The 17,878-nt window shown below is 58.3% G+C and carries 18 protein-coding genes, 1 tRNA gene and 4 pseudogenes; 13 read left to right on the top strand and 10 right to left on the bottom strand.

What is annotated here, in order from left to right:
* Positions 1–297 precede the first annotated feature (297 nt).
* The 3 genes and pseudogenes from ASE60_RS10715 to ASE60_RS36190 form a co-directional block, all read left to right on the top strand.
* Complete coding sequence (locus ASE60_RS10715; protein WP_057250154.1) at positions 298–1,155, top strand: TIGR02587 family membrane protein; 858 nt, start codon at positions 298–300, stop codon at positions 1,153–1,155.
* A gap of 7 nt (positions 1,156–1,162) precedes the next feature.
* Positions 1,163–1,570, top strand: coding sequence for a hypothetical protein (locus ASE60_RS35145; protein ID WP_057250055.1), 408 nt, complete (start codon positions 1,163–1,165; stop codon positions 1,568–1,570).
* A gap of 35 nt (positions 1,571–1,605) precedes the next feature.
* Positions 1,606–1,804: pseudogene (locus ASE60_RS36190) on the top strand (pyridoxamine 5'-phosphate oxidase family protein); the annotation flags it as partial.
* Positions 1,805–1,889: 85 nt separating this feature from the next.
* On the opposite strand, the gene ASE60_RS10705 reads toward ASE60_RS36190, so the two are convergent.
* On the bottom strand, positions 1,890–2,972 hold the full coding sequence (locus ASE60_RS10705; RefSeq protein WP_057250052.1) for a putative zinc-binding metallopeptidase: 1,083 nt from the start codon (positions 2,970–2,972) through the stop codon (positions 1,890–1,892).
* Positions 2,973–3,270: 298 nt separating this feature from the next.
* Between ASE60_RS10705 and ASE60_RS10700 the strand changes: the two genes are divergently transcribed.
* From ASE60_RS10700 to ASE60_RS10680, 5 genes are all read left to right on the top strand, one after another.
* On the top strand, positions 3,271–4,491 hold the full coding sequence (locus ASE60_RS10700; protein WP_057250050.1) for an FAD-binding oxidoreductase: 1,221 nt from the start codon (positions 3,271–3,273) through the stop codon (positions 4,489–4,491).
* A gap of 168 nt (positions 4,492–4,659) precedes the next feature.
* On the top strand, positions 4,660–4,959 hold the full coding sequence (locus ASE60_RS10695; protein ID WP_057250048.1) for a PRC-barrel domain-containing protein: 300 nt from the start codon (positions 4,660–4,662) through the stop codon (positions 4,957–4,959).
* Between the two features lie 311 nt (positions 4,960–5,270).
* Positions 5,271–5,525, top strand: coding sequence for a hypothetical protein (locus ASE60_RS10690; protein ID WP_057250045.1), 255 nt, complete (start codon positions 5,271–5,273; stop codon positions 5,523–5,525).
* A gap of 193 nt (positions 5,526–5,718) precedes the next feature.
* Complete coding sequence (locus ASE60_RS10685; protein ID WP_057250042.1) at positions 5,719–6,039, top strand: PepSY domain-containing protein; 321 nt, start codon at positions 5,719–5,721, stop codon at positions 6,037–6,039.
* A 21-nt stretch (positions 6,040–6,060) separates the two neighbouring features.
* A complete protein-coding gene (locus ASE60_RS10680) occupies positions 6,061–6,654 on the top strand; it encodes a general stress protein (RefSeq protein WP_057250040.1) in 594 nt (197 codons plus the stop codon).
* 263 nt (positions 6,655–6,917) lie between these two features.
* On the opposite strand, the gene ASE60_RS10675 is transcribed toward ASE60_RS10680, so the two are convergent.
* Positions 6,918–7,181, bottom strand: a complete 264-nt coding sequence (locus ASE60_RS10675) for a hypothetical protein (RefSeq protein ID WP_057250038.1) — start codon at positions 7,179–7,181, stop codon at positions 6,918–6,920.
* Positions 7,182–7,404: 223 nt separating this feature from the next.
* Between ASE60_RS10675 and ASE60_RS35605 the strand changes: the two are divergent.
* Positions 7,405–7,760, top strand: a pseudogene (locus ASE60_RS35605) (alpha/beta fold hydrolase); the annotation flags it as partial.
* Between the two features lie 252 nt (positions 7,761–8,012).
* On the opposite strand, the gene ASE60_RS10670 reads toward ASE60_RS35605, so the two are convergent.
* Positions 8,013–8,213, bottom strand: coding sequence for a hypothetical protein (locus tag ASE60_RS10670; protein WP_057250036.1), 201 nt, complete (start codon positions 8,211–8,213; stop codon positions 8,013–8,015).
* Between the two features lie 262 nt (positions 8,214–8,475).
* Here ASE60_RS10670 and ASE60_RS10665 point away from each other — a divergent pair, with 262 nt between their 5' ends.
* Together ASE60_RS10665 and ASE60_RS10660 are read left to right on the top strand one after the other, a co-directional pair.
* Positions 8,476–9,369 carry a Ku protein gene (locus tag ASE60_RS10665; RefSeq protein WP_057250034.1) on the top strand — a complete coding sequence of 298 codons (894 nt, stop codon included), beginning with the start codon at positions 8,476–8,478 and terminating at the stop codon, positions 9,367–9,369.
* 14 nt (positions 9,370–9,383) lie between these two features.
* Positions 9,384–10,196 (top strand): Ku protein, encoded by an 813-nt coding sequence (locus ASE60_RS10660; RefSeq protein ID WP_057250033.1) that lies wholly within the window; start codon positions 9,384–9,386, stop codon positions 10,194–10,196.
* A 44-nt stretch (positions 10,197–10,240) separates the two neighbouring features.
* Here the strand turns inward: ASE60_RS10660 and ASE60_RS10655 are convergent, their stop codons facing one another.
* The 4 genes from ASE60_RS10655 to ASE60_RS10640 all read right to left on the bottom strand — a co-directional run bounded on the left by ASE60_RS10655 (position 10,241) and on the right by ASE60_RS10640 (position 15,252).
* Positions 10,241–10,762 (bottom strand): DUF4334 domain-containing protein, encoded by a 522-nt coding sequence (locus ASE60_RS10655; RefSeq protein WP_057250031.1) that lies wholly within the window; start codon positions 10,760–10,762, stop codon positions 10,241–10,243.
* Positions 10,737–11,633, bottom strand: a complete 897-nt coding sequence (locus tag ASE60_RS10650; protein WP_057250029.1) for a hypothetical protein — start codon at positions 11,631–11,633, stop codon at positions 10,737–10,739. The genes ASE60_RS10655 and ASE60_RS10650 overlap by 26 nt, the downstream gene beginning before the upstream one ends.
* 6 nt (positions 11,634–11,639) lie before the next feature.
* Positions 11,640–14,264 (bottom strand): DNA ligase D, encoded by a 2,625-nt coding sequence (gene ligD / locus ASE60_RS10645; protein WP_057250152.1) that lies wholly within the window; start codon positions 14,262–14,264, stop codon positions 11,640–11,642.
* Positions 14,265–14,358: 94 nt separating this feature from the next.
* Positions 14,359–15,252, bottom strand: a complete 894-nt coding sequence (locus ASE60_RS10640) for an SDR family oxidoreductase (RefSeq protein ID WP_057250028.1) — start codon at positions 15,250–15,252, stop codon at positions 14,359–14,361.
* A 306-nt stretch (positions 15,253–15,558) separates the two neighbouring features.
* On the opposite strand from ASE60_RS10640, the gene ASE60_RS10635 reads away from it, so the two are divergent.
* Positions 15,559–15,948 carry a hypothetical protein gene (locus tag ASE60_RS10635; RefSeq protein ID WP_057250025.1) on the top strand — a complete coding sequence of 130 codons (390 nt, stop codon included), beginning with the start codon at positions 15,559–15,561 and terminating at the stop codon, positions 15,946–15,948.
* A 91-nt stretch (positions 15,949–16,039) separates the two neighbouring features.
* On the opposite strand, the gene ASE60_RS10630 is transcribed toward ASE60_RS10635, so the two are convergent.
* The 3 genes and pseudogenes from ASE60_RS10630 to ASE60_RS10625 form a co-directional block, all read right to left on the bottom strand.
* The gene (locus ASE60_RS10630; RefSeq protein WP_057250023.1) at positions 16,040–16,444 is read right to left on the bottom strand and encodes a hypothetical protein; all 405 of its coding nucleotides are present in this window, start codon (positions 16,442–16,444) and stop codon (positions 16,040–16,042) included.
* A 474-nt stretch (positions 16,445–16,918) separates the two neighbouring features.
* Positions 16,919–17,041, bottom strand: a pseudogene (locus tag ASE60_RS35600) (NADPH-dependent FMN reductase); the annotation flags it as partial.
* Positions 17,042–17,175: 134 nt separating this feature from the next.
* Positions 17,176–17,740: pseudogene (locus ASE60_RS10625) on the bottom strand (PIG-L deacetylase family protein); the annotation flags it as partial.
* Positions 17,741–17,801: 61 nt separating this feature from the next.
* Between ASE60_RS10625 and ASE60_RS10620 the strand changes: the two are divergent.
* Positions 17,802–17,875: transfer RNA gene (locus ASE60_RS10620), tRNA-OTHER, on the top strand.
* Positions 17,876–17,878 lie beyond the last annotated feature (3 nt).

Here is a 17,878-nt window from a genome sequence, read left to right as displayed (position 1 = left end):
CTTAGAACCGTACCAAGTCCGCACGGTTCCGCCCAAAATCCCTGCTGACGATTGCGTCAAACGATGACTTCACGATTGCGGCAAGCTGAGCCTCAATGGCACTAGCGAGAGGTGCTGTGCTCGTTTTGCTGGAGATCAGTTTACACCCGGCGGGCTTCAGACCATTCGTGAAACTTTGTGATGTCGACTTCTGCGAAGACATCCTGGATTCGCTGGAGAACAAGGTCCAGATCAGGAAAACGAGGAACTTGCGGAGCTTGTCGACGTTTTGAGATGGCAGCCGAAAAGGGGACCGGAATGGCGATCGAGCAAACGCATGTCAATTTCGACCACAGTCGATTTTCCAAGGGCCTGGCGCGCGGATTGGCTGGCGCACTGCTCTTTGCGCTGCCCATGTTCCTGACGATGGAGATGTGGGAACTCGGGCTCTATATCGACCGATCAAGGCTCCTTCTGTTGCTCCTCGTCAACATCCCCTTGCTCATCCTCCTGGCGCGCCGGATCGGGTTTGAAAATATTTCGACCTGGCATGAGGCAGTGCGCGATGCCAGCATTGCCTATTTCCTGGGTCTGTTGGCCAGCGCCTTCGTGCTGTCTGCCCTAGGCGTTCTGAGCGTCGGGCACGCTCTACCCGAGGCGGCAGGCATGATCGCCATTCAGACGGTTCCGGCCAGCATCGGTGCGTTGCTTGGTCGCAGCGAATTGGGCGGGCGCGACGATGATGACGAGGACGCACAGGACCCCCTCGACGATGATGCGCAAAGTGGCTACGGCGGCGAGCTCTTCATGATGGCCGTCGGCGCCTTGTTTCTCGGATTGAATGTCGCCCCGACCGAGGAAATGATCCTGATTTCCTTCAAGATGTCACCCTGGCACGCAATCGCACTCATCGTTTCGTCCATCGTGCTGATGCATGGTTTTGTCTACGCGCTGTCGTTTTCGGGCGGACACGAACTGGAAGAAGGCACACCCGTTTGGCATGCCCTTATCCGCTTCACGCTCCCCGGCTACGCCGTCGCCTTTGCGATCAGCTTCTACTGTCTCTGGACGTTTCATCGGCTGGACGGCATCGAACTGACCCAGGCGATCATGAGCACGGTGGTGCTTGCATTTCCAAGCGCAATCGGCGCCGCGGCAGCGCGGCTCATTCTCTAGGTGATCTATGGCAAAACCGTCGAAATCCCGCTCGATCGAAAGTGGCGAAGGTCACTGGATCGAATGGCTTACCGGGTCGGTCTCAGCCATCGCTGTGATCGCCCTGATCGGGTGGGTCGGCTTTGAAGCTGCGACGCAGAGCGATGGAGCGCCGGACCTGTCAGTCAAGACGATCAGCAGCGCAAGCCGGGACGGCGGATATCTTGTCATGTTCGACGTCGAAAACGCGGCCGACCGGACTGCCGCCGACGTCGTCGTGCGTGGCGAGATCACGGCCGGAAACACTGTTGTCGAAACGGTCGAGATTACACTCGACTATGTCCCGATGCATTCAAGGACGCGTGCTGGATTGATCTTTCGCAACGAGCCTGCGGGGCGATCCCGGATTTTTGCCACCGGCTTTAGCGAACCGTAGCCTATGGCGACATTGTTCGGGAACCCAGGTTGGTCTCACCCCGTCCAAGCCTGCTCGGCAAGCCCGGCACATTCATTGAAATTGAAGGGAACGCCTCTCTCGTCAAGGACCAAGAGATGTTCAAGAAGCACTGGATGAGCGATCTCGAACGCTGGTTCCCGCAAGGGGTGGACACACCCTGGCCTCATGCTGATCAAAGTCCGCGCGCAGCAGATCAGGTATCGGGATGGTGACGGAGACAAGAAAAATCCCGATCCCGCAGGAACATGGCTCTCAATATCGTTTCGTCGCATCGTGCCGCCCGGCCCTTGCAGCCGGGTTAAAGGCGACCTGTTTGAAGGCGCGCTTCCGCAATCAGCCGATTGATAAAATCGAGTTTGTTTATGACCGGTGGCGAAAGAACGAACGGATAAATGTCCCGTTCGCCCATGGATCGCTGGAAGGTGTTAAGGGCCAGGCTGATCGGAACCCAGGCGTCCACCAGTTGCTGAGCATTCTCCGCCCGATAAGGGTCGAAATCGACCTCGACCTCAAGGGCGTGGTGACTTAACGGCTCTATGGATAGCCCGAATGATCTGGTCGTCTCCAGCGTATCGACAATGTGAAACAGGTGGGCCCAGCATTCGGCAAAATCTTCAGACGGGTGGCTGCTTGCGTAAGCGGAAATGAAGGTATCCTGCCAGTCCGCAACTGGCCCGTTGTCGTAGCTTTTTTGGAGCGCTGCTGCGTAGTCTTCGCGCTCGTCACCAAAGAGAGCACGTGCCTCTTCAAGCAAAGCGCCCTTTCGCACCAATTGCTGAAAATAAAAGTGACCGATCTCGTGGCGAAAGTGTCCAAGCAGGGTTCGGTAGGGCTCTCCCATCGAAACACGAACGGTCTCGCGAACGATGTCATCGGCCTCGGCCGCTCGAAGACTGATCAGACCGCTCCGGTGCCCGGTCATTGCAGGGCTGACACCGCCGCCTTCATTGATCGCATCTTCCAGAAAGTCGAAGACCAGACCGCCCTCCGGGTCGACGTCTCTTCCGGGACACGGAAGGCCAAAGCGCAGAATGGAATAGAACAGATGGCGCTGGGCCGCGCCTATTCTATGAAACCTTGCGAGGCCCTCCGGGGTATTGGTGTTGGGGATGAGCCGATTGTAACGTGCAGGAATTGCCAGAAGAATTGGATCGTCGGCCGCAACCAACCAGTTGCTCCCGTCTATGGCTGCGTTGGCACAGAACCGCCAGGTTTCGCCAGGCCGTGAGGGAATGCTCCACAAACCCTCGCCTGCTTCCAAGAGAGTGTGCAGCGTCAATGTGTCTGCAACAAACCCGACCGGCGCATTGTTGGCCCCGACGCTGAAATGATTGTCGAAATAGAGCGGAAACCCGCTGATATCGCATTGGTAGAGCCGCATGCCAAACACCTCTTGCAATGTCGCCGCATCGCTTAACGCGCGAGAAACGAGATCCGGCGAGGCAACTCATGAGATTTTTCCCGCGCGCCTCGCCCGATTTGCAAAGGCTCAGGGTGGGGAGCCTTAAGTCGGAGCTCTGCCGGGTTCGACCGGCGAGCGTTTGACCGAGCACCTTGACTAGTCGACCACCCCACCCATGTCCTTCTCATGTCTCCCCTATCTGACGCGGCACGGGGGAGAGTTCATTGCCGATCTTGGCCGCTTGTTGCCCATAGTACGACGCGTATGGGAGTACGAATTGGAGACAATTACGCGCAAGCGCAAACTGCGGTCCTTCCAGCCATTATGGGCAACCACTCGGAAGATCCAGGTCGCGGCTCAACAGCGCATCCCCGCCAACGTCGTCGACGTGCTGATTGTCGGCGCCGGCATTGGAGGGGCGCTGATGGCCCTGTCCCTTGCCAAACGAAACATGACAATCCTCGTCGTTGATCGACGGCAACCGGTGCAAGGTAGCACTCTGGCCAGCACCGCGATGATCCAGCATGAGATCGACATGCCGTTGCATAGGCTCACGGCGAGGCTTGGGCAAGCAAAAGCTCGACGCGCTTGGCAGCGCTCCGCCAAGGCCGTGGAAACGCTAACTTCGCTTGTCGATAATCTTGGGATCGACTGCCATCTCGAGCGGAAGAATTCGCTCTACCTCGCTGGAAATGCCTATGGTGCAAGAGCGCTCGCCACAGAGGCGGAAGCACGCGAAAAGGCTGGCATTTCAGCAGTGTTTTTCAATGCCGCGCAACTGCGCGAAAAGTTTGGACTGAAGCGGACCGCTGCGATCGAGTCCACCATCTCCGCGTCGGCAAACCCCGCACAATTAACCGCCGGCGTGTGGCGCAAGGTGCAGGCAGACGGTGTGGCGATCGTAGGAGATACTGAGATCACCGACGTTCGCAGCCTCGATGACTGGAACGCCGCCGCGACATCAAAAGGAGAAATCATACAGGCCAGGCATGTCGTCTTTTGCACGGGCTACGAGTTCCTCGATGTCGCGGCCAACCAAGAGCATCGGATCTTCTCCACCTGGGCGCTTGCAACCAGGCCGCATCATCCGAGGCCCCGTTGGCTCAAGGATTATGTGCTATGGGAGGGATCGGATCCCTACCTCTATTTTCGCTCGACTGCTGATGGCCGCCTCATGGTCGGAGGTGAGGACGAAGAAAGCCCCACAGCATTTCAGGACCCCGTCAAACTCAAGTCCAAATCCAAGACCTTGCGGGCGAAGCTGTCGGCGCTCCTGAAAATACCGATCGCCGAGCCCGCCTATCAATGGGCAGCGGCCTTCGGCGTGACCGCCGACGGGCTGCCGATAATCGGTCCGGTTCCAGGACTCAACAACGTTTATGCTGTGATGGGATATGGCGGAAACGGCATCACCTACAGCCAAATCGCCGCGGAGATCGTGTCGTCAGCAATATTGGGGCACCAGGATCCGGACAGCGAACTTTTTGCGTTTCGCTGAGGTTGCGCGACCTCGCCTTGGACGCGGGTCACCTTCGCAATCGTCTTGTGACTTATCGCAGCAGAGGAGGCTTCTCTCAGGCCAAGGCCAACAGAAAGCTGCTTCATCAATGGAACCGTTTACCGCTGAGCCGGTTCTTTCAGTCCGACATAACCGGAGACTAAAGAGATGGACCATACCAATCACGTGCGCCTTGATCCTTCGGAACTGATACCAGCAAACCTCGAAGGCGCGACCGTTTACGGCGCAGACGATGACAAGGTCGGAACGGTGGATCACCTTCACGGCGTCGGCGCCAACAGCACTGCGATTATTGATGTTGGCGGCTTCCTCGGGATTGGCGCGAAACCGGTCGCGGTGCCATTGGCGGATCTCGACTTCATGCGTGACGATGACGGCGACGTTCACGCCATCACCACCTGGACGAAGGATCAGCTGAAAGAAATGCCAGAGCACCTGGACTCATGACCCGAGCGCAGAGCTGCATCATGGAATGTGGCCATGCGGCGGCAACATGAACATGGCTTCTACCGTCAAAAAAGAAACGGCCTACCCGTCGCCAGGCAGACGACGGGTTGGTTTCGTCAGTGCGCTGGCGGCGCGTCCACCGGGCCAGCGATTATAAGAGCGCAGAATACGCGCGCCTCAAACGCGCCAAATACCTGAAAGTTCCTTGAAAAAACTTCGATTTCGGGCGCCGGTTTGAGGGAACAGATCCGTTGTTGTCCCGTTCAGTCAGCGTGGAAGCCGGTGTTTTGCCGGCCATAGGAGAAACAACCATGATCTTGAAATCTGTCGCTACCCTCGTCGCCATCGCGGCGTTCACTGCACCCGCCCTTGCACAGACGAATGTCATCTGTGACGAAGCCTCGGTTGCCAAGGCCGAACAGCAGATCGGGCAAATCTCCGACGGCGCAAAGAAAATCGAATCCACCAAGGAACTGGCCATGGCGAAAGAAGCCATGACTGCAAATGACGTGGAAAAATGCAAGTCGCATCTCGAGAATGCGATTAAGGGCATGGATGCCATGTAGGCCGGCGCGGCTTCGAGGCGTCTGTTGCCACCCGTTGCAACGCCAATTTCGGAACCTCCCTACCCCGAATTCGAGGAGGTGACACGTATTTTTCGAGAAGTCGAAATCACTGCGTGAACTTGGGAACCAAAAAACTCGAGCAAAGTTTGACCAGGAGTGCCTTCCACGGGCTGAAAACAAGGATGTAGACATCATGAAAAAACTGCTGCTCGCCGCGGTATTCCTCGGCGCAACGACCTTTGGCGCGCTCGCGCAGACTTCGACGCCTCCGGCCACTACCAACGGTGACACACCGGCCGTCGCGACGCCGGACTCCACCAATCCCACCGCCCCGGTCGCCGGGGCAAATAGCTTCACCGAAGAACAGGCCAAGAAACGCATCGTTGAAGCCGGTTACACCGACGTTGCTGGTCTCAAACTCGATAGCGAGGGCGTCTGGCGAGGCAGCGCCATGAAGGACGGAAAGTCTGTCCAGATCGCACTCGACTACCAGGGCAACGTGGTCGCCAACTAATCCCAGCAGCGAGGAACCCCCATGAAAACCGTTAGTGGACTTTTTGACGATTACTCCGATGCACACGCGGCGGTGAGCGCGCTGGAAGATCGCGGCGTGCCGTCTGACGATATCAGTATCGTTTCCAACAATGTCGGTGACCGGTACTCCAACGACAGCAATGCTGCCGAGGGCGCAGGTACAGGCGCAGGCCTAGGTGCTGCAGTTGGTGGCATCGGGGGTCTCTTGACCGGGCTTGGCGTCATGGCCATTCCCGGTGTCGGACCTGTGGTGGCGGCGGGCTGGCTTGCCGCGACGGCAGCCGGTGCAGCAGCCGGCGCAGTCGCCGGTGGCGCTGCGGGGGGACTGATCGGCGCGATGACCGAATCCGGCGTCCCCGAAGAGCATGCCCATGTCTATGCGGAGGGCGTGCGCCGCGGCGGAGCCGTTGTCACCGCCCGGGTTGACGAGAGCCTCTACGCGGACGCCCAGGCCATCCTACGCCGGGGCAGCTGGGTAGATCCCGAACAACGCCGCGCGGCTTACCTCGAGCAAGGCTGGACACGCTTCGACGAAAAGCTCGATCCCTACACTCCCGAAGAGATCGAGAAAGAGCGTCTCCGCTACAGGCCTTGACGGGAACCGGGAGGGCTTCAAAAGCGTTTATTAGCCAGCCCTTAGAACTCGATTTCGGCCCCGCTCGGGGCCGATTTTTTATTGCTAACAACTGCGCGATCACAATCGCACGTCAGTCTCGTCCTCGTGCGACCTCATCGGCCAGCGAGATCCCTTTCAATCCCCAAGTAGCCCTCTCAGTCCGGCAGAATCTCGGACCCTCTTAGCGGTTGGGCAGACGCCTGCGCGGCCAGGCCCTTCAAAAGCCCGCCTCATATTTTGTCCTAGGCGCGATCAACAAACTTGTTGAACCGGCTCAGGCTGCCATCGGCGATTTTGTCCTGGTGCAGGAAAAACAATCGGTTGTGGTCGAATATCCGAAAAAACTCCTCCCATGAAATCGGCTCCAGGTGATCATCCCGTTCGCCGAAATCAATCCGTAAAATCCCACCATCATCGGCGCCCTTCACTCGGGTTGGCCGCCCGTTGCGTGCCTCTGCCCAATGTCGAATCTCGTCATGATCTCGAGTCGTTTCAGCCTTGGTCATCAGCGTTCTCCTCTCGCAATCGTCGCTTTACACGCCGAACAGGCTGAGCATCCATTTGTTCCCGTCGACAATTTCCCAACCCTGGAGCCCACTGCGTTAGTGCCCGGAAGGCGCTGCTCGATCCGAACAGGTAGCCAGGCGGTGCGAGCTTTGGGGAACCGACAACTGCGTTGCATTGTTTCGTTTCCTACCCCTCTGGAGGCACGATTCTTGAGGATTTTCGATGGACAACCGTGTTCGACATCATCGCGTCTCGGTCGCCGGCATCGACACTTTTCGTGAAGCGGGACGGGCGGACGCCCCTATGGTTTTGCTTCCGCACGGATATCCTGCTCCTCCTACGAATTTCGCAACCTCATGCCGCGTCTTGCAGACCGCTGGAGGCTGCTCGCGCCGGAATTTCCAGGCGCCGGCTACAGCGCAACTCCGGAAGATGTCGACTACAGCGCTGACGGCTAGGCCACCTGGCTCGAGGTCTTCATTGACGCGATGAAAGTCGACCGGTTTGTCCTCTACCTACACGATTTCGATCCCCCAATCGGAGCACGATTGGCCATTCGACGACCCGAACGTATGGTGGACATCCAGCTGCTCGGAACCCATCTCGACGAAGTCGTTGCGTTGGTTGTAGGCTTCCTCCCGCGCGTTCACTCGGCATGATCGCTCGCGCGAGCTGTGGCAGCCGGAACATTTGCCTTTCTTCGGGGTTGTCGTGCAGGCGCGTTAGGGAAAGCATGCACGAATGAAATGCCTTCCTATCACCACGAATTTGCTATTCGACTGACCAGGAAGATGCCGAACCCAGGCAGCGACATTGATCGCGAATTCAGCTCACGATGGCACGTGCATCATGCGTAGAAGCCACCGTTTCTTATCGAGTCGGGAGCGGCCGGCTTCGGCTTCTCTGATTGCTAAGCGCAGCACCCGCTCGACTTCGGCGTCTGCCTTGTCGTCGTCAACAAAATGCAATCTGGCGGAAGCGCGCAGAATTGCGACCAGTTTCCGTTCATGGGTTTCGAGTGTGCCGGCCATGAAGCTATAACGACCGGAACTCCGAGCGGTTCCGCGCTGCGCTTGCTTCTATGGTGAGCATCGGGCGAGTTCGGAAATGCCCTCGCCGCTCCTGTTCCTCACGGAACCACAAAGACCCCGCTCGGTTACAGAGCAGCTCCTATAGTTCCAATCCAGCCCTTAACCGCATCCAGTAAGACGCAGACCAGGTCGACGTGAAGAGGCGTGGAACGTTTGTCCGCTGACAGGGTTGAGCCTTATTCGGATCTGGAGGATTGGTGTCATGGTTGCCCCAACAGCGAACTGGAAAGGCTATATCAAGTTCGGGGAAGTGACCTGCCCGGTCGCGCTTTATACGGCGGTTTCATCGTCGGAACGCATCAGCTTCAACACGATCAACCGAAAAACCGGAAATCGAGTCAAGCGCGAGTTTATCGACAGCGAGACCGGACGTCCGGTCAACGCCGACGACCAGGTGAAGGGTTATGAGGTGGATGACGGGCGATATGTAGTGCTCGAACCCGAGGAGATTGCCGCTGCGGTCCCCGACAGCGACAAGACCCTGAAGATCGAGGCGTTTATTCCTTGCTCACAAGTCGACACCACTTACTTCGACAAGCCCTATTACCTTGCACCCGACAAGACGGGGGGCGAAGCTTTCGCGCTCCTTCGCGCTGGGATGTCCAAGGCGAAGGTCGCGGCGATCGCCAAAACCGTGCTTTTCCGTCGGATGCGAACAGTCCTGATACGGGCACATGGTAAGGGGCTGATCGCTGCGACCCTGAATTTCGACTACGAAGTGCGATCGTCGAAGGAAGCCTTCGCCGGCCTTCCCGACCTGAAGATCGAGGGCGAGATGCTCGAACTTGCAGAGCACATCATTCGCACCAAGAAGGGCAGTTTCGACGCCGGTGCTTTCGACGACCGTTACGAGGCGGCCGTCGCTGAACTGGTGAAAGCGAAAATCGAGGGGCGTTCTCTGCCGAAGAAGAAGGCGCCCATCGCATCCAAGCCGGGCGATCTGCTCAAGGCGCTTCGCGAGAGTGCCGGCCTCAGTGCAAGCAAGTCCAAGTCCAAACGAAAAGCCGCCAATGCCAACGCAGGCGCCTCCCGACAAAAGGCGGAAAAACCCTCTGCCAAGTCGAAGCCGGCGGCGCCGTCGCGCCAGGCCAGCTGACAGGAGATTGAGACATGGCTGTTCGCCCCTACTGGAAAGGCTATCTGAAGCTCTCACTGGTAACCTGCCCGGTCCAGATGATGCCGGCGATATCAGAAAGCGAGAAGGTTCGCTTTCATACGCTTAATCGCGAAACCCAAAATCGCGTTGAGAGCCGCTTCGTCGACGCGGTAACCGGAAAAGAGGTCAAGGAAGAAGACGAGGTCAAAGGATACCAGCGCGGGGAAGACGAATACGTCATCCTCGAGGATGAGGAGCTCGAGACCGTCGCATTGGACAGCACCAGGACCATCGATATTTCGACGTTCACCCCGCGAGACAGTATCGAATGGATCTGGCTCGATACCCCGTACTACCTGTCTCCGAATGAACCGGTCGGCGAGGAGGCTTTCTGCGTCATTCGCGACGCGATGGAGGCCCAGAAAATGGTCGGCATTTCACGGCTGGTCATCTCGCGCCGCGAACGTGCCGTCATGCTTGAGCCTCGTGGCAAGGGCATTGTTCTGTGGACGCTGCGCTACGGCGACGAGGTTCGTGGTGAAGCCGCCTATTTTACCGCAGCCAGCGAGGTGAAGGCGGACTCCGAGATGATGCCGCTCGTGCAGCGACTGATAAAGAAGCTGACAAAGGACTGGAACCCCAAAATGGTGGCCGACCCGGTGCAGGAACGTCTGGTCGATATTATTGCTGCCAAAAAGAAGGCCATGAAGAGACCCGCCAAGGCAAAGCCCGGATCATCGAGTTCGCAAGCAACGCCGAACAACGTCATCAACATAATGGATGCCCTCAAAAAGTCGGTCGCATCGGAAAGTCGCGGGCGAAAATAACCACCGCGCAACGCTCCGCCACAGCCGGCGAACCGAGGCACCTTTTAGGTCATTCGCTCCAGCTCAAAGGCAAACAAGCGATCGTCATTTCGTATGGCCATTAGTCCCATGATTACGTTTTGATCGATCCTGCGAAAATGGTCGATGATCGGCTGATCGTCATAGATGAGGGCCGCACTTGCCGCGCCCTCAAACGTCATCGTCTTAAGCGAGGCGACAGGGCCTTTGGCTTGAAAACCGCGCTGGACCCAGGAAAAAAGCGTGCGGGCAAGCCGCGTTCTTCCGAACTTATGAAAGCGAAGCGCAAGGTTCAGCGGTACCCATTTCGGATCGATGGCCCGAAGCCTTCGACCTCCAGCGCGAAAGAGCAATGCGTCTGCCCGCAGGTCTGAATTAAACCGTTTGCCGAACCAGCCAAGGTTCTCCAGCACGCCGTCGAAGGGATGACCAGTCGGAATTCCCCGGCCCATCCAGAGGCCCTCGAGTTCACATGGTTCGAGAGGTGACAGCCGGCGAAATCGCTCCACTGCCCGTTGCTGGTCATCCACCGGATTGGCTCTTCTCACTATTGCGCCTTCCGGCTTTCGTTTTTGACCGGGCTTCGCGGCGCGCCTGTCGCAACTCATCAAGCATCGGAAACCACCACCCGCGTTTAAGGTCGGCCGATGTGGGTGGCGTTCTTTCGGGCCAGGTTCTTACAAGCTCCTCCAGTGAGCCCCGCCGCCACGTAGCCCAGACAAACAAGTCGTCATCCGGAGCCGGAAAATAGAAATCGCTGACGGTTCCGGCATCCGCAAGCTCCCCGTTGGTCCCGGTGAAGAAGACCACTCCAACATGCGTGGCGATCGCGCGCTCAAAGGGCGGGCTGTGACCCAAGGATATCGGGTAGCGCTTGCGACGCCTTTCCCTCGCCCTTGCCTTCGAGTCCTCTTCCTCTTCCGTACCTTTCAACGCGTCTCTACGCGCTTTCCTTGCTTCAGGTTCGCTGCGCTCGGCCTCGGCTTCAATGTCCGCCCAGCGTTGACGAAGTTCAAAGAGCGAACGATAGGGTACGGTCCAAAGGCGGCGATCCGCATCCCATCGCGCATAAGGTATCTCGCGGATCTCGTTGACGATAGACCGTGAGTAGGGTGTGCGGATCTCCAATGCCGTGGCGCCTGCGTTAAGATATCGGCTTTCGATCGGCTCGAATACGAACGCGTCCCTGCCCTTCTCGTCGGCAAAAATGTCTTCTTGCGCCTCCAACTCCGCCCGCCAGCGTCCGATCCGTCGCTCAGCCGTGCGGCCTGGCACGAACCAGGCATTCAGTCGGTCGCTCCACCGCGCCCGCGGAAACGCTTCGCGAAACCGTTCGACGGTTACGCGATCGTGCGGCAGGTCGGTGGTTGCGCCAATGCGGGCGCCTTCTGACGGCTTGGCATCGTCTTTCTTGTTCATGACAGATCACGCTGCCTGCTTGGCCTTTGCAAGACGCTTTATTGCCTGCTCGAGGGGCCGCTCGCTGTCGCAGTAATCTTTCCACGCGATGGTTTTCGCAAGCAGCGCCGGCACCGTGCGCACGGTGAAACGCTTCGGGTCGAGATCGGACTTCACCTGTGTCCACGTGAGAGGCATCGATACCGTCGCACCGGGCCGGGCTCGCGGTGACAGTGGGGCGACTGCCGTAGCCATTCGATCATTGCGCAGATAGTCGAGGAAAATACGCCCCTCCCGCAGGCTCTTCGTCATCTTGATCAGATATAGATCCGGATTGTCCTCAGCCATTTCACGGCACACGTCGTGGGCAAACCCCTTGGCCTCTGTCCATGAGAGCCGCTTGCGATTTCCAACAGCAAGCGGCGTGACAACATGAAGCCCCTTGCCACCTGTCGTCTTGCAGAAGCTGACAAGGACGAGATCATCGAGCCGGTCGCGCATTTCCCGTGCCGCAGTAACAACCGCGGAGAATGGCACATTGGGTCCGGGGTCGAGATCAAACACCAAGCGTCCGGGAATTTCGAGACGACCGGGCTTGCAATTCCAGGGATGGAGTTCGATGCCGCCGATTTGCGCGATCGCGGCGAGGCCCTCTACACGATCAACTTGCAAGTATGGCTTCTTGTCTCCAAAGACTGTCACAAGTTCGAGAAGGTTCGAAGTACCGGGCAGCGCGTGGCGCTGGAAGAACTGCTGACCGGCAATTCCGTCAGGCGCACGGATGATGGAGCAGGGCCTCCCCCGGATGTGATCGATGAGCCAGGTCCCGACGGCCTCGTAGTAACGAGCAAGATCTTCCTTGGTGACGGGTTCACCGTCGCCGGCGTCCGGCCAGAGGGGTTTGTCGGGGCTGGATATCAGGACACCCATGATCTCTGCTTTTTGCCCTTTGCGGGACAAGGTTGACTTGAACGTTCGCGTCGCTTCCGGTGTCGGCGTTTTTGCGGGCGACGCTGGCTTGTCGGCCTTCACTTCGATGGCCGGCTTGTCATCGCGAAGCCCCTTAAAGGCAGCCTGCCGAACAAGCCCATCCGCCGTCCATCCTGCGAACTCAATCTCGGCAACAAGTTCCGGCTTTACCCAGACAATCTCGCTTCCCTTCTTCGGTGCGCCAATGCCCGTGAAGGGTGATTTTTCGACTTCCGCCTTTTTCAGCTTGGGAAGCAAGCTTGCAACTTTCTTCGCACCAAACCCCGTGCCGACACGACCGACGTAAACGAGATGGGTGCTTCGGTAGACGCCAACCAAGAGGGACCTGAACCGACCATCGGTCTTCGCATAGCCACCGATCACCACTTCGTGGCCAGCGCGACACTTGGATTTGACCCAGGTGTCGGTCCGGCCCGACTGATAGGGAGCGTTGGCGCGTTTGGAGACGATGCCCTCCAGGGACAGCTTGCACGCGGATCGAAGCACCGCATCTCCACTTGTCTCAAAATGCTCGACAAAACGAAGTCGAGGATTGTTTCCGGCTTCGCCGAGTACCACCTGCAGGCGGTCCTTGCGTTCGGCAAGCGGATCGGCTCGCAAATCTTCGCCGTGACGGAACAGGAGGTCAAAGGCAAAATAGACGAGATTGCCGGTCCTTCCTTCAGATAGTGCCGCCTGGAGTGCGGCAAAATCCGGAGCGCCGTTTTCATCGAGCGCGCAGACTTCGCCGTCGATGATACAATCCGGCAATGCGGATGCGGCTTCAGCGATCTCCCTGTATTTGCCAGTCCAATCAAGCCCTTTTCGGGTTTTTAGCGTTGCCATGCCGTCAACGACGCGCAATTGGATTCGATAGCCGTCGAACTTGATCTCGTGCAACCAGTTGTCAGCGGCCGGTGGACGTTGGACCGTTTCGCAAAGCTGCGGCGCGATGAAATCCGGCAGAGTTCCGTCCTGTAACTTTGCCAGCCGCTTTCGCGACTTCTTCGGTTCTACCCACGCTAAACCTTGCTTGCTATCCCAGACCGCATCCGCCTCGACCGCGCCCTTTGTCTGCATGAAGGCGCTCGGCTTGCGGCCTTTGCCATTCGCTATGTCGTCCATCTTTCGGCCGGAAGCCACGGAAGTCGTATGCTGCTCCAGCACTTTGGCGCCGTCTTTCGCGACGGAAAAATCGTCGTGGTGCTTGATCAGCAGCCAGTTTGATCGTTTCCCGCCAGCGCGCATGCGGACCAGCACGAAACTGCCGTGAAGCCGGTTTCCGTCCAGCGAGAACTTGAAGTCGCCTCTCTTCAGCGCCGCCTCTGGAGACTTTTCCCCCTCGAATTCCCAATAGCCTCGGTCCCACAACATGACCGTCCCCCCGCCATATTGGCCCTTCGGGATCGTCCCTTCGAAGTCGCCATAATCGAGTGGGTGGTCCTCGACCTCGACGGCGAGCCGCTTGTCATGTGGGTCGAGGGAAGGCCCTTTGGTAACAGCCCAGGATTTGAAGACACCGTCCAGCTCCAGCCTCAGGTCGTAGTGCAGTCGCGTGGCATCGTGCTTCTGGATGACGAAGCGCCGGCGGTTCGAAGATGCGACATGTGCCTTGCCGCTCGGCTCCTGCGTTTGCCGGAAATCGCGCTTGTTCCTGTAGGTCGATAGTCTGTCTTCAGTCATCGACATCGCTCACAGATTGTTTTCCGCCCTGCGCTGGTCATGTCCGCAAGGCCCGCTCCAAAGCCGGTCCGAAGCAGCGAAGGCCGTCGAGGCATCAGTCTACGCCTTTGCCACCGGTCGCACCGTAAACCTCGCCGTTAACGAAGCTTGCTTCCTGCGAGGCGAGAAACACGTAGATGGGGGCCAGTTCCACCGGCTGGCCGGGCCGGCCGAAATCGCTATCCTTTCCGAAATTCTTCACCTTCTCGTCAGGCTGTCCGCCACTCGGCTGCAAAACTGTCCAGAACGGTCCTGGAGCCACGACGTTGGCCCGAACACCTTTTCCGATCAATTGCTTTGCAAGCGCCTTGGTATACGCGACGATCCCCGCTTTGGTTGTGGCGTAGTCGAGCAGAATTGGAGAGGGTTGATAGGCTTGAATGGATGCTGTGGTGATCACCGAGGCGCCGGGGGGTAGGTAAGGCTCGGCGGCCTGAGCAATCCAGTGCAATGCGTAGAGATTGGTCTTCAGCGTAGCGTCGAAATCCTCTGACGTTACAAGCGACACGTCTTTGCGAAACTGTTGGCGAGCCGCATTGATCACCAGGATGTCAATCCCATCAAGCTCCCGCAGCGTTTGCGAAACCAGCTCCCGACACCAATCTTCATTCTTCACGTCGCCGGGCAAACCCAGGGCCTTCCTCCCCTCCGCTTCGATCAAATCTATGACTTCTCGTGCGTCCGGCTCCTCCTCCGGCAGATAGGAAATGGCGACGTCTGCCCCCTCACGCGCAAACGCAATCGCTACGGCGCGTCCGATACCTGAATCACCGCCGGTGATGAGGGCCTTCCGCCCCTTCAGCCGATTTGCCCCTTGGTACGTTTCTTCGCCATGATCAGGTTTGGGATGCATTTCGCCAACGAGACCTGGCGCGGGTTGCGGTTGCGGTTCGAAGGGTGGCGAGGGGTATTGCATTCGGGGGTCCTGCATAGTCAGACGATCGGTCATTGGGCAATCCTCACGTGATGTATACGCAATAAACTCGTCTATTGATTTGGGGTTCCGACAAGGCAGGACGATCAAGGCCTACGATGACGACGGTGGCGCTTGCAGGCGGCCCTCCCGCACCGTTTACAGCTCTCGGTCTGCGGAGACGGTTGCAGGCCGGATGGCTAGGGAGCTTGACTGCCATTGCGTTGGGCCAAAAAGATCCTCGTGCTGCAGGACCCCGTTGAAACCGCCGATCCATCGGAAGCTCGGAACAACTGACGCTCAAACGGGTTCTAGTCTTGGTCCTAAATGGAGGCAGCCACAATGAACATTGTCGGGCAACAGGTTTTATCTGATCCAGGCGGCATAATGACAGTCGAATGGGTCGCAGAAGGCGGCGACGTGATTTCTGTCCGTCTGGAAAGCTCGCCGGACGATCTAGGCGTCGATGCCGCCGTGGCAAAGGCGAAGGCCCTGATGGTGCAAGTGGCCACATTCGGTGACGTCGAGAGCGACAGGGCCGATGAACCTGACGTTATCGGCTCGCCTGCCGTTGAATCATTGCGAAGTGCTCGTAGCGCCAAGGACACCGGTACGTTGGAAGAGCAGCTCGACGAAGGATTGAAGAACTCCTTTCCCGCCAGCGATCCACTTTCCGCCACTGGAAGTTCTATCACCACCGGACGGGCGGGATCTCCCGACACAGACACGTGATCCCCCAGACAGTGCAAAAGATCGTACTCAAAGGACAATCGCACAGCCGTAGCCGAAGCAAGCGCAACCGGCCCCGTGCGCCTATTCTCACCTAATGCAAGAATGAATCTATCCGTTTTCTATCGTTTGCCGTCGCGCGGCGGTTGATGATGGTGCGTCCGCGGCCATCCTTCATGATGTAGCGGCCATTCACAATCTCTTCGGTAATGCCGCCTTGGTGGCGAACGCCGACATCCTGCCCGTTTGCCTTTGCGTTCCCACGACCGGAGCTGTTGGACTTCGAATTCCCACCGCTGTTGCCGCCAGCATTCCCACCTCCGCTGCCGCCACCACTCCCGCCATTTCCGCCCCCGCCTCCATTACCATTGCCAGCGAAGGCGCCCGTCTTGACGACCGCAAGCCCGGCGCTGGACATTTCGAGGCTGTAGGGCAAAGAGATGGCGAGGATGCAGACTGCCGGCCAGAATGCTGTCAGGATCATCCGACGCGTGATCATAGTGTCTCCACGGCTTTTCGTACGCAAAACGCACTTAGCGCGGTGGGCAACGAACTGCCTTTGCCCCTGACTGAGACCCACAGTCAAACTCGCACCAGCCAAAAAAACGGCTCCCTGAGGAGCCGGTGAGGTAGTCAAGGGGCCATGGTCAGGGTCGATTCTGGCCCCGGTTGTCTGCATTTGAAAGCATGCGAGGCTAGAAATTCATCGATTGTCGCTCCGGCGTGCGGAGCTTCTAAGAGAGGTATGGTGGCGCTAATGGTTCCGCTATGGGACTTCAGTCCCATTGCTCGCCGCAAAGGTCTCAGTCTTACTTCGGTTGTCCGGTCGCTGGGTTTCCCGTTTTTTCCTCGGACGCAGTTTGGATCCTCTCGCGCAAATGCCTTTAGGAGTTGCAAAACCTCAGGCCAGAGATCTGAACGGTCGCGTAAACATCGACTACCTTCTCTCGTGGTTGCGTCAGTCCGCTGCCGACAAGGTTCGAGAGGCGTTGCGGACCTCGCCCTGTACCGCGTTGTCGGCGTCCAATCCCCCATGGCTCGATGCGTAAGATTTTCAGTATCCGATATAGCGATCCACTCCGGCAAAAGGACCGGCCTGAGCAGTTGCTCGCCTAACTTTTTTGACGGCTTTTGCCTGCCGGCACGCAGCGCTGGGGGTACATTCAGCTCACGGGCAGCCATGTTACGCTGGAATGACGCGCAGAGGCTTCGAACCGGTTAATTATGGTTGTCGAGATGATGCGAAATGTCGACGAAGATGTTCGGTGTGAAGGCGGGCGTTCAGGTAGGGCGCGTTCCAGTTGGTCTCGGACAGCGTTTCATAGGCCAGGATACGAAGGGGAAAGCTTTCCTGGTGCGGTCGGCTCGCCACAAGCGCCGACAAGAAAGTCAGCTGGTGGTCTCTATGGATATCGCCTGGAAACGGGAGAAGGCTAGTTTCGGGTGACAGGGAGCGAGCCAAACCCGAAAGCGAACTGTTGACGGCCGAATGCCCGGCAAGATCGAGACCGACCGCCTCAAAGCCTAGCCAGAAGGTTTCCTCCACCCCAAGCAGCGCATGAGCCTGATTAGCTTCCGACCGGACTTTTGCGACGCTTTCTGCCGAAAAGGCGGGCGGGCGCCCCTCAGTCACGATCGCCACGAAAACTCGCTCGCCTTCCGCGGCCAGACGCGCAATCGTTCCGCCTGCACCTAGCACCTCGTCGTCGGGGTGAGGTGCGATCACCAGGGTTCGACCGAACGAGAGCGGAATAGGCTGTGCCGGAGCCTTGCTTGCTTCATCGCGCGTGTTCATCGACGGTCTGCTTCCACGGCTCCAGGGTGGAGGCACCAGCAATTATCAAGTTGCCATCTCACCAGGCTTAGCCAAGCGGTAAGGCATCCGCCTTTGGCACCAACGTCCCACGTTCGAACCGTGGAGCCTGAACCAATG

This window comes from Ensifer sp. Root278 (genome assembly GCF_001429285.1).
In the GTDB taxonomy this organism is placed as follows: domain Bacteria; phylum Pseudomonadota; class Alphaproteobacteria; order Rhizobiales; family Rhizobiaceae; genus Ensifer.
Note: the sequence above shows the minus strand (reverse complement) of the source record. Positions and strands in the feature narration are given on the sequence as shown.

Excerpts from the sequence above, each read along its gene's own strand:
- ASE60_RS10715 (WP_057250154.1), top strand. The coding sequence starts at position 298 with ATGGCGATCGAGCAAACGCATGTCAATTTCGACCACAGTCGATTTTCC.
- ASE60_RS35145 (WP_057250055.1), top strand. The coding sequence starts at position 1,163 with ATGGCAAAACCGTCGAAATCCCGCTCGATCGAAAGTGGCGAAGGTCAC.
- ASE60_RS10705 (WP_057250052.1), bottom strand. The coding sequence starts at position 2,972 with ATGCGGCTCTACCAATGCGATATCAGCGGGTTTCCGCTCTATTTCGAC.
- ASE60_RS10695 (WP_057250048.1), top strand. The coding sequence starts at position 4,660 with ATGGACCATACCAATCACGTGCGCCTTGATCCTTCGGAACTGATACCA.
- ASE60_RS10690 (WP_057250045.1), top strand. The coding sequence starts at position 5,271 with ATGATCTTGAAATCTGTCGCTACCCTCGTCGCCATCGCGGCGTTCACT.
- ASE60_RS10685 (WP_057250042.1), top strand. The coding sequence starts at position 5,719 with ATGAAAAAACTGCTGCTCGCCGCGGTATTCCTCGGCGCAACGACCTTT.
- ASE60_RS10680 (WP_057250040.1), top strand. The coding sequence starts at position 6,061 with ATGAAAACCGTTAGTGGACTTTTTGACGATTACTCCGATGCACACGCG.
- ASE60_RS10675 (WP_057250038.1), bottom strand. The coding sequence starts at position 7,181 with ATGACCAAGGCTGAAACGACTCGAGATCATGACGAGATTCGACATTGG.
- ASE60_RS10670 (WP_057250036.1), bottom strand. The coding sequence starts at position 8,213 with ATGGCCGGCACACTCGAAACCCATGAACGGAAACTGGTCGCAATTCTG.
- ASE60_RS10665 (WP_057250034.1), top strand. The coding sequence starts at position 8,476 with ATGGTTGCCCCAACAGCGAACTGGAAAGGCTATATCAAGTTCGGGGAA.
- ASE60_RS10660 (WP_057250033.1), top strand. The coding sequence starts at position 9,384 with ATGGCTGTTCGCCCCTACTGGAAAGGCTATCTGAAGCTCTCACTGGTA.
- ASE60_RS10650 (WP_057250029.1), bottom strand. The coding sequence starts at position 11,633 with ATGAACAAGAAAGACGATGCCAAGCCGTCAGAAGGCGCCCGCATTGGC.
- ligD (WP_057250152.1), bottom strand. The coding sequence starts at position 14,264 with ATGACTGAAGACAGACTATCGACCTACAGGAACAAGCGCGATTTCCGG.
- ASE60_RS10640 (WP_057250028.1), bottom strand. The coding sequence starts at position 15,252 with ATGACCGATCGTCTGACTATGCAGGACCCCCGAATGCAATACCCCTCG.
- ASE60_RS10635 (WP_057250025.1), top strand. The coding sequence starts at position 15,559 with ATGAACATTGTCGGGCAACAGGTTTTATCTGATCCAGGCGGCATAATG.
- ASE60_RS10630 (WP_057250023.1), bottom strand. The coding sequence starts at position 16,444 with ATGATCACGCGTCGGATGATCCTGACAGCATTCTGGCCGGCAGTCTGC.